Below are 13,027 nucleotides of genomic sequence, written 5' to 3'. Positions count from 1 at the left end.
GCCATCGGTCGGTCAGCAACTCATTTGTCAACATGTATGGCGCGCTAATCGCCTATTCATTTTACGAACGCAAGCCAACAGCACACGTCGACATAAGTAACCGTCTGCTCGCTTCCGGTGAATCTGAATGGGCCTTAGCTGCTTAAAAGATCTCATAGTTCGCGTTAAATAAGTCTATTGACTGATGAGGTTATTCCCTGTCGACGTTGTACCCCACCCCAAGCCTCCCCCGTAGGGAGGGGTTTGGGGTGGGGTACAACGTCGTCGCCTAATACAAATAAGCGTTAAATGCCTGCCGCCTTTGAGTTTTAGTCGGGGCTGTGTAGTTTTACGTAATCGTCACTTACAAACATCGGAAATCATGAAACAGACAGGATTTACCCTAAAAATGAAGCGTGTCGGTACTCAGATGAAAAAGTTTTTCAACGATGTGATCCAAGGTCGAGTCAAGATTGATGTACACAGCTTAACATAGTGCTACTTATACAACAATCTAAATTTGGCGGTTTCAATGTCAGGGCATTTTGTAAAAATAGGTGTATGGATGGTTATAGCTCTATTGGCTATACACTTCCTCCATAGCTGTTACGCTGAAAAACAGGATATTCTGATAAATCAGGTAAGTCAGCCTAAAAGTTGGACTTATGACATAACAAGTGTTCCATTAGGTGAGCGAATGTATTACGTGTTAATTGATGGAGAACTAAATGATGATGCTGAGCTTGAAGTTCAATCTCAGCGAACGACTTCTAATTCCTCTCTAAACAAGCCAGATACGACTTACACGACCTTAAATGCGATGAGGCTGCCTAAAGGCAAATTCTCTGTGTACTATAATCGAGATGATTCTGGCCCCGAAACGTTTGTCTACCGACCTCTAAAAACAACGAAAGGTTGGGTTCGTGTACAGATAAGTCCAGGATCGTGGAGCAATAAAGACTCATTAAGAAACGACCCTGTCTTCAAATCCCTAAAGAGTTATCCTGTCTTAACTAGTGTGGCTAATTTGACTAATAGATTTGTATTCTACCCATGAGTCGACCTTGGCATGACTGACATAGTTTATTATTTTATTTCCATAACATAATGAGAGTTATAAGGCGATTCTGAAAAAAGTACAAAAAGCCGAGCAGTAACTAACTTATCATGTTACCACCCGGCTTTTTCTACGCTTTCAAGCTGGCAAAATCTATTTTACCCTCCCCAAAAGTAGAAAAAATCTTACTTCTCCGTTCCCTTACTTCCTAATATGTTCCCACCATCTTTTGTGCCAAACGTCAGGGATTCCAGCCCGAGCAGATTTTTACCGCCGGGCTTGGTGAATACAAAGTACAGATCGTGTTTACCAACCGGCGTTTTGAGGGATGATGTCACGTCGGCATACTTGCGGTTATCACCCGTTGGCGTGGTTTTTACCTGGCTGATAACCGGTCCCGTGGGCGAGTCGGTGTGTACCTCGATGGTAGCATCCTGGTCTTTGGCCGCATAATGAAACGTGAGCTGGTCGATGCCTTTCAGGTCGATGCCTTTCAGCATAAACCAGGATTGATCCTGAATATTACCCAGCCGCCGACCCTGTTTGGCCATATCATGCAGTTCGTCGGCTTCGGTTGCCAGTACTTTGGTAGGGCGCAGAATCAGCGCATCCTGCTGGGTTAGGGAGAGGGTTGGCTGCTTACCCCCAACGCTTCCTTTATCGGTGTAGGAAGCAGTCAGGATGTAGCGGCTCGACTGATCGTTGCCGACGTGGTCTTTCAACACCACACTCCCCTGTTGCGGCAGATGGTTGTCGGCGGGTTTCACGCCCAGTGAGAAAATGTATTTGACCATCTCGGTCGTTTCCTCGCGGGAGAGTTGCGGGTGGGCACTCATGGCGTGTTCGCCCCAGACGCCCCCACCCCCGATGATGATTTTGTTGGCGAGCTTGGCCGTGGCCGTTTTATCGTCCCGGTACTTTTTGGAAATCTCCGTGAACGATGGCCCAACGGATTTGGCGTCTATCTGGTGGCAGGCCTTGCAGTCACTACCCGCAATCAGATTTTTCCCTAAGTTGAACGAAGCCGAAATCGGCTGATGACCCAGCTGCTGATCGGTATCGGCTACTTTCGGGATGTAAGTCATCGCGACGTTCACCTTCTTTTTGTCGATCAGTTTGTCCTCCTTATCCGCCACCACGACCGCGTAGTGCAGGGGTGCCTGACTGGGAAAGAAGAAGGTACTATTGTCCGTTGTCGAGATAGCTACCCGCGGCATGGTGTTGCCTACTTTGAGAGTCAGCGTATCCGTACTGCTCATACCCGACGGGTCGGTTACGGTCAGCCGGGCTTTGTAGATACCGTTTTTACGAAAGGTATAGGCCGTTTTAGCCTCCGTAGACGCCACAGCGTTACCCTCAAACCGCCACTCGTAGCGGAGCCGGTCGGCTTTGTCGTAGTCGTAGCTATCGTTGCCGAAAGCCACCGTCAGCGGGGCCAGGCCAATGGTGTCATTCGCAGTGAGTTTGGCGACGGGAGCACGGTTGCCGGGGTTGAAATCAATGCGAACCAACCGCGCATCGACGTTATCAATCCCGTATACGGAGCCGTATTCGAGCATATAAATCGACCCTTCCGGCCCAATTTCCATATCGACCGGGCGACGAAAATCGCCCCGCTCGGGCATGAAGCGTTCCATACCCACGTAGTTCTGCTGATCGTCCATGCGCACGGCAAAGACCCAGTTGCGCATCCAGTCGTACATGAACAGGGCCTTGTCGTAGTACGCCGGAATTTTCGTTTTCGAGGTGCTGGCGGCATTGTAATGGTAGACCGGGCCACCCATAGCGCAGCGTCCACCCACGCCCAACTGCGGAAACTCGTCTGATTTGTTGTACGGATACCACACCATCGCTTTGTTGACGGGCGGCAGCGTTTTCGCCCCGGTGTTGTTGGGCGAGTTGTTGACCGGTGCCATCGGATCGTACAGGTCACCAACGGCTTTGGTCGCAAAATCGTAGTGATGATACGGTTTACTATCGCCCACGAAGAATGGCCAGCCGTAGTTACCCGCTTTTCTTGCCTGGTTAAACTCATCGTAACCGCGCGGTCCCTGCTCGCCATCGGTACCGGAATCAGGACCAATTTCTCCCCAGTACAGGATGGACGTAACCGGATCGACCGAAATACGGTACGGATTCCGGCAGCCCATCACGTAAATTTCCGGGCGCGTTCCCGGCGTTCCTTTCGGAAACAGGTTGCCCTCCGGAATGGTGTAGGCGGGCGCGCCCCCGGGACCGTCTTTTTCAACGTGGATACGCAGGATTTTCCCCCGCAGATCGTTGGGGTTACCCGCTGAGCGTTCTGCATCGAACGTGTGCCGACCCGGACGCTGGTCGATGGGCGCAAATCCACTCGACTCGAACGGAACGGTATTATCGCCGGTCGAGATAAAGAGGTTGCCGTGCGTATCCCAGGTCATGGAGCCGCCCGTGTGGGCACTCACTTCCAGGTCGATGGGAAATTCGATAATGGGTTTCTCGCTGGCTATATCCAGGGTGTTGTCGTCGTTCATGACGAAGCGGGCAATGCGCTGTTTGGTCTGCCCGCCGTCCTGAATGGTATAGAAAAAGTAGAGATAATGGTTCTGGCTGAAATTTGGGTCGATGGTCATGCCCAGCAGACCGTTCAGGTATTTCTCGACGGCTTTCACCGGGAAGTCATGCAGGAGCCGGGTTTTCTTCTGCACCGGGTCGTACATGTAGAATTTACCCGCCCGCTCCACGAAAAACACGCGCCCATCGGGTGCTACGGCCAGTTCCATCGGCTCGTTGAGGTCATTGGAGAGCACCGTTTTGGTAAAACGATTCTCTTCGGGTCGTTTGGTCGTGTCGATTTGCACGGCCTTTTGGTGAGGGGCGGACGTACCTGGGGTCCAGCTATTGAACAGACCCAGCAGGCCAAGCACAGCGCCCCCGATGGAGAAAGAATGGAAAAATGAAAGCATAGTTTTTGGCCGCAGACGTGAAAGAGCCGCCTGCACAATAGGTAAAGCGGGAGTAAGGTGCAGTCTAATGGTCACAACAAAAAATGCCCGTCGTGCAACGGGCATTTTTTGTTGATAACTTGCGAGGCTACCCCCTGCGTATTTAGCCTACTCCACAGCTTTCACCGTATACCCTTCCTTACGCAGTAAACTGATAATACCTTTTTCGTTACCCAGGTGTCCGGCACCGAAGGCAAAAAAGGTTGGTTTCTCTTTGGCCGCTTTCTCCATAACCGGTATCCACTTGGCATTGCGGTCGGCGAGCAGGCTTTCTTCAAACTGCGTAAAGTCGCCCCCACTGAACTGACTGGTTTTCATGGTATTCATCAGCTTTGTCAGATCACGGCTTTTGTACAGGTCAATCATGTTCGTAAATTCCTTCTTTGCATCATCCGGATTTTTGGCCATGTCGACCAGGCCCTTTAGCTGCTCTTCCAGCGGAATTTTATCCAGGGCCGCCAGTTCATCCTCCAGCGATTCCAGCCCGCGCACTTCTTTTTTGTCGGTGGCGGCCATCTGGGCGAACGTCATATCATAGGAAGCAGGCTGGCAGGGCAACATGGTCATGTACATCATGGACATCAGTCCGATGGGTTTCAGCATCCCTAACTGCGCCAGTCCCATGTTCATTTTCTGCTTCAGGTAGGTATCCAGCACGGTGTAATCGTCGGGTTTGAGCAGGTCTTTCACCGTTTTGCCATTGGGCATCAGCATCGCTTTTTGCATACTGCCCATCATGGCGGGGTCATCCATATCCAGTTCCAGGTATACCTGCTGCGTACTGCCTATTGCCTTTTTGATGGCTTCGGTAATCTGTAGATCGGCCGGGCAAATGAGGTGAAAGGTGCCGTACAGGTACGAAGGACGGGACAGGCCCGGCCCCGTTACTTCATACAGTAATGCGTTGTCCTGAGCCTGCATACGACCAGACAACGATCCGGCCAGTAACAGCCCGAAAGAGAATATTTTTTTTAGACGAGTAGACATCGCTTTGACTAGTTTGTGATACCAAATTTATGATTGTCAGTGGCGCCTGTATAATGGAAAAGGATCAATGACACTCCGGGTTGACAGACGGCGCCATTCATCCGGCACCGATTGTCATATCCATCAATAGTGCTTTGTAGGTCAGGCCAGGTCCAGTCAGAACACTTTAGGGTGAAACCACTACAAACGTTCAGACCGCACTCAGGCAACAGGGAGCAATACGGTGATTCGGGTGCCCTTACCGGGTGTGGATTGCGCCGAAATCTGCCCATTATGCCGCTCCACAATTTTTCTGGAAATAGCCAGCCCCAGCCCAATACCAGGTGTATGGGGACTTAACTTCTTCATGATATGGAAAATCTCTTCCCGGTGCTGATTGCTGAACCCAGCTCCGTTGTCGGAGACAATGATACGGGCGTAGTCAGAATAACGGTACTTGTTGGGCAAATGCTGAAAACTATTCATGCCAATTACCGTACCGGTCACGCTTATGGCAACCGGTTGCCCCGACTCTCTGAATTTCACGGCATTGTCCAGCAGATGCCTGAACAAATTGACCAGCTCGGCTTTGTTACCCAATACAGCCGGTAGCGTTTCCACCTCGAACGTGGTATTGGCCATCCCAAATTCCGGAATCAACGCCTGCACGAGTTTCGTCAGGTCAACGGTGTCAACCGAGTCCGGCAACTGATTGGTCAGGGTGAAGTAGAACTGTAAATCACCAATGAGCTGCCGCATCCGGCCGGTAGCCGTACAAATACCCACAAGGGCCCGATTCCCCATGCCTGTCAGGGCATCAGGTTGTTCCTGACTGAGCAGGTCGGCAAATAGGGTAATCTTTCGGAGGGGTTCCTGCAAATCGTGCGAAATGATTTTGCTGAACTGTTCGAGTTCGTCATTTCGGTGCTGCATGTAACTAAGTTGCCGGTCGAGGTCGGTTTGATGGAGTTCCAGTTCCTGTTTGAGTTTAACCAGTTCATCATTGCGGAGCAGTGCCTCTTCGGCGGCTTTTTTGGCGTTTATCAACTCCTGTTCAAACTGCCTTCGCTGGTAAACCGGAATAAAGGAGAGGCAGGTGACTGACGTTCCATCCTGCTCGTGGCTGACGGCATTTAGCAGCACGGGTATTGGGGCACGTTGCCGGGTCTGTACGTTCAGATACAGTTCACCGGCAACTTTCCGCAGCGCAATCAGGGGGTAAATGTGCGTCTGGAAATAAATCCGGCTGGGTATAGTCAGCAACCTGTCAATCCGTTCACCCACCAGTTCGGAAGCCTCGTATTCCAGCAGGGTACAGGCAAACGGGTTGATCGAAATAATATGACTTTCGGCGTTTAGTACAAGCACTCCACACGGTATCAGCGGGGTAATATCCTGCATAGTACGGTGTAATGGATTAATTGACGGATGCCAGATACTGGTGTATAACTTCGGTCGTTTCGGCGGGAGCACTCAAATGGGGACAGTGCCCCGTAGCTGAAATGACCCGCAATTGACTGTTGGGAGCCTTTTGGGCTATGTACTCCCCTACTTCTACGGGAGCAATAATATCACTCAGTGACTGAATAACCAGCGACGGTGTCTGGAGTTTGGGCAGATCGGTCCGATTATCGCTGTAAAAAGTGACCCGGGCAAATTGCAGTGCTACATCAAGATCGGTACGGCAGAACGATTCACGCAGTTCAACCCCCAGTTGAGGGCGGTCTTCGTTACCCATGATAGCCGGTGCCAGCGAGGTAGCCCAGCCAAAAAAGTTACCGTCCATCATGGCCAGCAATCCTTCAATATCTTCCCGCTCGAAGCCACCGTAGTAGTCACCATCATTAATATAACGGGGTGACGGGCCAACCATAATCAGCCGGTCGAACCGGTCAGGTTCCCGAATACAGGCCAGCGTACCAATCATGCTGCTAACCGAGTGCCCCACCAGGATAACGTGCTGCAGATCGAGGGCGTGGCAAATGTCCAGTACGTCCTGTGCGTAGCCGTGCAGGCTGGCGTACCGTTCGCGGTTATAGGCATCCAGATTGGCGCGACCGTGACCGATATAGTCAAACAAAACCACTTTGTAATCGGCTTCAAAAGCGGGGGCTACATAACGCCACATACCCTGGTCGCAGCCAAAGCCGTGTGCAAACAGGATTACCTGTCCGTCCTGGTTTCCCGTAATGGTTATATTATACCGATCAGTCAGGCGTTGTTTCATAAGCGAGCGATGTGGTAACTTCAAGCGACAGATTTCATAACCCACTGCCGAATCAGTTGGTTCGCCAGCACCGTCAGTTCATCAAAGCTGGAAGGCTTTATGTGATAGTCACTGGCGCCGAGTGCCACCGAATTCCGTATGTCGGCCGGATTGCTGGACGTTGTCAGCATCACCACCGGCAACTGGCTGTATTTGTCGATGGATCGTACGACTTCCAGTGCTTTCAGCCCCCCCCATCCGACACATATTCAAATCCAGAACAACCAGCTTAGGCCATTCGGATGTTTCCTGCAAATGAGGTAGTAATTCCTCTCCATCAAGCAGGGTTTTGATCGTAAGCCGGGCGTCCATGCGATTAAAAGCCGTCTGCATCAGCATCAGATCGTCCTCATCATCATCCACTAACCACACTGAGCCTGATAATGTATTCATTGCGTACCTGTTTAGCGCATTCGGTAAACAAAAATAGATAAAAGTTCAGCATTTCCATGCCCCTCGTCAAAGAATAATACAAAATAATATGTAAATAAAATAAATTATTTTAATAAGCTGATGCACATATAACTATGACTCGATTAGGCACAAATGCTGGTTCGCCGGAAACTACGTTTTCCCCTTCTGTTCCGTTGTGTGTACAAAATGGGCGGTTGTCTACGGCAATTGATGGCGAACACCCGTGTCGTTCCACACGATTAATTCGCCCCCGAATTATGTTGCGTGGGTTTACCCCAAGTATACCATCAGGCTGTTTCCTTTATAACTTTGATAGATGACAAAAATGGTGCCTGTTCGCACCCAATTCTTATGACTACTCAGGCACCCCAACCAGCCACGCAGAAGACAAACGCATTTGCCCATAAAATCCGAATCGTTACGGCAGCCTCCCTGTTTGACGGGCACGACGCAGCCATTAACCTGATGCGTCGGCTCATGCAGGCATCGGGAGCCGAAGTCATCCACCTGGGGCACAACCGGTCGGTGGCCGACATTGTGGATTGCGCCATCCAGGAAGATGTACAGGGCATTGCCGTGACGAGTTATCAGGGCGGACATCTGGAATTTTTCAAATACATGCATGATCTGCTCCAGGAACGCGGTGCGGGTCATATCAAACTGTTTGGTGGAGGGGGTGGCACCATCCTGCCCACCGAAATAGCGGAACTCCATACCTACGGCGTTACCCGCATTTACAGCCCCGACGATGGCCGGACCATGGGGTTACAGGGTATGATCGACGATTTGCTGCGCCAGTGCGATTTTGAACTACCACCCGTTACCCAACGACCCCATTTATCCGTAGAAGCCACCGAATCTATTGCTCGTCTGATTACCACCGCCGAAAACGCACCGGAGGTATTCACTCGGTCACTCATTCCCTCATTTACGCATGAAACGCCCGTTCTTGGCATCACTGGTACGGGGGGAGCCGGAAAGTCCTCGCTGGTTGATGAGTTGGTCCTACGGTTTTTGCGGACATTTCCGGATAAAACGATGGCCATTATCTCCGTCGATCCCTCCAAGCGCAAAACGGGTGGTGCCCTGCTCGGCGACCGGATCCGGATGAATGCCATCACGCCTAAAGCGGGCGAACCAGGACGCGCCAATCCAGGCCGGGTCAATCCAGGCCGGGTCTATATGCGCTCACTGGCCACCCGGCAATCGAACCTGGCCCTGAGCCGCTATGTGCAGGATGCCATTGATGTATGCAAAGCCGCACAATTCGATTTGATCATTGTTGAAACGTCCGGCATTGGGCAGTCGGATACGGAGATTACCGAACACGCCGACAAAACGCTGTACGTGATGACCGCCGAATACGGAGCCGCCACGCAGCTGGAGAAAATCGACATGCTCGATTTTGCCGATATGATTGCCATCAACAAGTTCGATAAACGAGGCTCCCTCGATGCCCTGCGTGATGTTCGGAAACAGTACCGGCGCAATCATAACCTGTGGGATGTGCCGGATGATGCGCTACCCATTCTGGGCACCGTTGCCTCGCAGTTCAACGATGCCGGTATGAACGCGCTGTTTGAGCGATTGATGACTATGCTTGGAGCTTTGGGCTTTGGGCTGGGGAGAGAGGGCATGGTGCCCCCCCCTACCCCAGCCCTTCCCTCCCACGCCCCTGGCCCCACGCCCATCATCCCCCCCGATCGGGTTCGGTACCTGGCGGAGATTGTGGAGGAGAGTCGCCGGTATGACCGGTTCGTGCAGGAACAAACGACCCTTGCCCGCCAACTGTATCAGCTGGATGGTGCCCTGCAACTCCTGGCGGATGGTGCCGGTAAGGACGAGTTACTACGGCTAAAAGCCGAAATCTACTCCCGGCTTAACAACGAATGCCGGGCGTTGGTGGAGCAGTGGCCTCGGGTAAAGGAACGCTACAAAGCCGAGTTTTACGAGTTCCGCGTTCGCGACAAAGTAATTCGGCAACCCTTATATACTGAAACACTGTCGCACCTGAAAATCCCGAAAGTAAGCCTGCCCAGGTACCACGACTGGGGTGATATTCTCCACTGGCTGCTGACCGAAAACGTACCGGGCGAATTTCCGTACACGGCGGGTGTGTTTCCCCTCAAACGCGAGGGTGAAGACCCGACGCGCATGTTTGCCGGGGAAGGAGGCCCGGAGCGCACCAACCGGCGGTTCCACTACGTATCCAAAGGGCTGCCCGCCAAACGGCTCTCCACCGCCTTTGATTCCGTCACGCTCTACGGCGAAGACCCGGCTCTGCGGCCCGACATTTTTGGTAAAGTAGGCAACTCCGGCGTGAGCATCTGCACCCTGGACGATGCCAAGAAACTCTACTCCGGCTTCGACCTCTGCGACCCCGCCACCTCCGTTTCCATGACCATCAACGGCCCCGCCCCCATGCTGCTCGGCTTCTTTCTGAATGCCGCCATCGACCAGCAGTGCGAGAAGTGGATACAGCAAAACCCCACCCCCATCCCTACCGGAGAGAGGACGGAGGTGGAGTACAACGGCCCCCTGCCCGATGGCAACCATGGGCTGGGCCTGATGCTGCTTGGCACGACGGGCGACAAGGTATTGCCCCCGGAGGTGTATGCGCAAATCAAAGCCGATACCCTCCGTAAAGTGCGTGGAACGGTGCAGGCCGATATTCTGAAAGAAGATCAGGCGCAGAACACCTGTATCTTTTCCACCGAATTTGCCCTCAAAATGATGGGCGATATCCAGCAGTATTTCACGGACAACCGGGTACAGAACTTTTACTCCGTGTCCATTTCGGGCTACCATATTGCCGAGGCCGGGGCCAATCCCATTTCGCAGCTGGCATTTACGCTATCCAATGGGTTTACATTCGTAGAATATTACCTCAGCCGGGGCATGAACGTCGATGCCTTTGCTCCGAACCTGTCGTTCTTTTTCTCCAACGGTATGGACCCGGAATACACGGTACTGGGGCGGGTGGCCCGGCGCATCTGGGCTAAAGCGATGAAGCATAAGTACCACGCCAACGACCGCTCCCAGAAACTGAAATACCACATCCAGACATCGGGCCGGAGTTTGCACGCGCAGGAAATCGCCTTCAATGATATCCGCACCACACTACAGGCGTTGCTGGCCATTTACGACAACTGTAACTCGCTGCATACTAATGCCTACGACGAAGCCATCACCACCCCAACGGAAGAATCCGTCCGGCGGGCCATGGCCATTCAGCTCATCATTAACCGGGAATTTGGGCTGACGAAGAACGAAAACCCGCTGCAGGGGGCTTTCGTGGTGGAGGAGTTGACGGAGCTGGTAGAGGAAGCGGTGTACCAGGAATTCCTGGCCCTCAACGAGCGGGGTGGTGTGCTGGGTGCCATGGAACGCATGTACCAGCGCAGCCGGATTCAGGAAGAATCCATGTACTACGAAACCCTCAAGCACAACGGAGAGCTACCCATTGTGGGGGTCAATACCTTCCTCGACCCGGCTGGTTCGCCCACCATCGTACCCGCTCAGGTAATCCGCTCGACGGACGACGAAAAACGGTATGCAGTGGATTCATGCCGGGCCTTTCAGGAACAGCACCGGGCCGAAGCGGAGGTCGCTCTGGCGAATTTGCAGGCTGCTGCCCTGACAAACGAAAATCTCTTCGAGAGTCTGATGGAAGCTACTAAAGTGTGTTCGCTGGGGCAGTTATCGAACGCCCTTTACGCCGTGGGCGGGCAGTACCGGCGAAATATGTGAGTCAGCCATCCAGTCCGACAATGGCCTTCGTTGCAAAAAATCCTCCTTCTGCAACACAAAGGGGAACAGCTTAGCAGCTGTTCCCCTTTGTGTTAATCCGTTATCAATGGCGTCTACTACCCGGGCCGCTTATTTTCCGTTTCCTACCAGCTCGGTATACCGGACACTGTTCCAGTCAATTTCTATTTTCCGGCCCGTGTCGGCAGCCCGCAAAATACTGTCGATAATTTTCATGTCTTTCCAGCCTTCTTCGCCCGATGCCTCCGGTTTGGTTCCATTCTGAATACTCTGGGCGAAGGCATCAATCTGCGCAACCTGCTGATACTGCGGAGAGGGTACATCCATTGGTCCAAGGCTGGTAATACCCTGTGTACCCGTGGCGTTGAAAGCAGGCTCGAGCTTAAACCAACCCCGCTCGCAGGTAGCATAAAGCCGGTCTACGTACGATGAATACGTGGTACTGCTGTGTACCACGGCGCCCCCGGCAAATTCCATTTGCCAGAAAACTGTTTCGTGAATATCCCTGAAGTTAACCTTATCGAAGGTATAGGCCTGAGCCGTTACACTGACGGGGTCGTCGTTCAGTATACGGCGGGCACCCTGTATGGCATAAACGCCCAGGTCCATGATAGCACCTCCTCCCCCAATGGCTTTATCCAGGCGCCATGAATTAGGCGGGGGCAGCGTAAAACCCAGGCTCGACTCAATCATTTTGACCGCTCCAAATGTTTGCTGAAGACCCAACCGGCGCATTTCCAGATGATGGGGTTCAAAATACAGTCGATACCCCACCGATAATTTTACGCCATGATCTTTACAAGCTGAAATCATCTGCCGGGCTTCTTCGGCATTCATAGCCATCGGCTTTTCGCATATCACGTGTTTACGCGCCTGAGCGGCCCGGATCGTGTATTCGGCATGCATGAAATTCGGCAGTACGACGTAAATAATATCAATGTCGGGATTGTTCCTGATCTGATCGAACGTCTGGTAATTGTAAACGTTTTTCGCCGGGATATTGTAGGTCGAGGCCCAGGATTTGGCTTTCTCCGGCGAACCGGTTACGATACCAGCCAGATAACAGGTTTTTGATTCAAGCAGCGCCGGAGCCAGTTGCGTGGTGGCATAGTTTCCCAGACCTACCAATGCTACACCCAGTTTCTTAGGCGCGGGGGCTGGCTCAGCCCATGAATCGGCTGAATGAGCTAGAAACCCGCCAACAGCCAGAGACATTTTTTGTAAATAAATTCTGCGTGAGATAACGTTATTCATAAGGACATCACGTCTGTATTTCACAAAAGAAAGCAAAAAAAAACCCAATGGTAAAATTGGGTTTTCTGCCAGCAGTTTCTAATTTGGGTGTTTTCAAGTAATTTCGACTCCGTACAGGTAAGCAGTTTCTTGATATAGATGTCTAAAACTGGTTAAGGGTTTGACCATAAACAAGGCCCGGAAGGTAGCCCAAAGTTTGGCTTTTGTTTTGGCTTCTCGCCAGAGAACTTCAAACGGATGACTGCACCACTGAATGAGCTGATCGGTGGTAAAGGCCATCAGCATTAGATAAGCCAGCACCGTGGCCAGCGACTGCTGACCATGCCCATAATTATGGTC

Annotated in this window: 8 protein-coding genes; 1 reads left to right on the top strand and 7 read right to left on the bottom strand. The window is 52.1% G+C overall.

Annotated elements, in window-relative coordinates; genetic code table 11:
* Positions 1–1,221: 1,221 nt before the first annotated feature.
* From B157_RS0106435 to B157_RS34625, 5 genes are all read right to left on the bottom strand, one after another.
* A complete protein-coding gene (locus B157_RS0106435; RefSeq protein ID WP_041951941.1) occupies positions 1,222–3,981 on the bottom strand; it encodes a PQQ-dependent sugar dehydrogenase in 2,760 nt (919 codons plus the stop codon).
* A 147-nt stretch (positions 3,982–4,128) separates the two neighbouring features.
* Entirely contained in the window at positions 4,129–5,007 is an 879-nt protein-coding gene (locus B157_RS0106430) for a TraB/GumN family protein (protein ID WP_020602541.1), read from the bottom strand.
* 201 nt (positions 5,008–5,208) lie between these two features.
* Positions 5,209–6,387 (bottom strand): PAS domain-containing sensor histidine kinase, encoded by a 1,179-nt coding sequence (locus B157_RS0106425; RefSeq protein ID WP_020602540.1) that lies wholly within the window; start codon positions 6,385–6,387, stop codon positions 5,209–5,211.
* A gap of 16 nt (positions 6,388–6,403) precedes the next feature.
* Positions 6,404–7,213, bottom strand: a complete 810-nt coding sequence (locus B157_RS0106420) for an alpha/beta fold hydrolase (RefSeq protein ID WP_020602539.1) — start codon at positions 7,211–7,213, stop codon at positions 6,404–6,406.
* Positions 7,214–7,321: 108 nt separating this feature from the next.
* Entirely contained in the window at positions 7,322–7,645 is a 324-nt protein-coding gene (locus B157_RS34625) for a response regulator (RefSeq protein WP_245565035.1), read from the bottom strand.
* Between the two features lie 372 nt (positions 7,646–8,017).
* Between B157_RS34625 and B157_RS0106410 the strand changes: the two genes are divergently transcribed.
* Positions 8,018–11,416, top strand: coding sequence for a methylmalonyl-CoA mutase family protein (locus tag B157_RS0106410; RefSeq protein ID WP_020602538.1), 3,399 nt, complete (start codon positions 8,018–8,020; stop codon positions 11,414–11,416).
* Between the two features lie 129 nt (positions 11,417–11,545).
* On the opposite strand, the gene B157_RS34620 is transcribed toward B157_RS0106410, so the two are convergent.
* Both B157_RS34620 and B157_RS38890 read right to left on the bottom strand, forming a co-directional pair.
* Positions 11,546–12,649 carry a Gfo/Idh/MocA family protein gene (locus B157_RS34620; protein ID WP_020602537.1) on the bottom strand — a complete coding sequence of 368 codons (1,104 nt, stop codon included), beginning with the start codon at positions 12,647–12,649 and terminating at the stop codon, positions 11,546–11,548.
* 132 nt (positions 12,650–12,781) lie between these two features.
* The coding region (locus tag B157_RS38890; protein ID WP_020602536.1) for a hypothetical protein at positions 12,782–13,027 on the bottom strand (246 nt) is incomplete at its 5' end.

This window comes from Spirosoma spitsbergense DSM 19989 (assembly GCF_000374085.1).
Lineage (GTDB): Bacteria > Bacteroidota > Bacteroidia > Cytophagales > Spirosomataceae > Spirosoma > Spirosoma spitsbergense.
Note: the sequence above shows the minus strand (reverse complement) of the source record. Positions and strands in the feature narration are given on the sequence as shown.

Excerpts from the sequence above, each read along its gene's own strand:
- B157_RS0106435 (WP_041951941.1), bottom strand. The coding sequence starts at position 3,981 with ATGCTTTCATTTTTCCATTCTTTCTCCATCGGGGGCGCTGTGCTTGGC.
- B157_RS0106430 (WP_020602541.1), bottom strand. The coding sequence starts at position 5,007 with ATGTCTACTCGTCTAAAAAAAATATTCTCTTTCGGGCTGTTACTGGCC.
- B157_RS0106425 (WP_020602540.1), bottom strand. The coding sequence starts at position 6,387 with ATGCAGGATATTACCCCGCTGATACCGTGTGGAGTGCTTGTACTAAAC.
- B157_RS0106420 (WP_020602539.1), bottom strand. The coding sequence starts at position 7,213 with ATGAAACAACGCCTGACTGATCGGTATAATATAACCATTACGGGAAAC.
- B157_RS34625 (WP_245565035.1), bottom strand. The coding sequence starts at position 7,645 with ATGAATACATTATCAGGCTCAGTGTGGTTAGTGGATGATGATGAGGAC.
- B157_RS0106410 (WP_020602538.1), top strand. The coding sequence starts at position 8,018 with ATGACTACTCAGGCACCCCAACCAGCCACGCAGAAGACAAACGCATTT.
- B157_RS34620 (WP_020602537.1), bottom strand. The coding sequence starts at position 12,649 with ATGTCTCTGGCTGTTGGCGGGTTTCTAGCTCATTCAGCCGATTCATGG.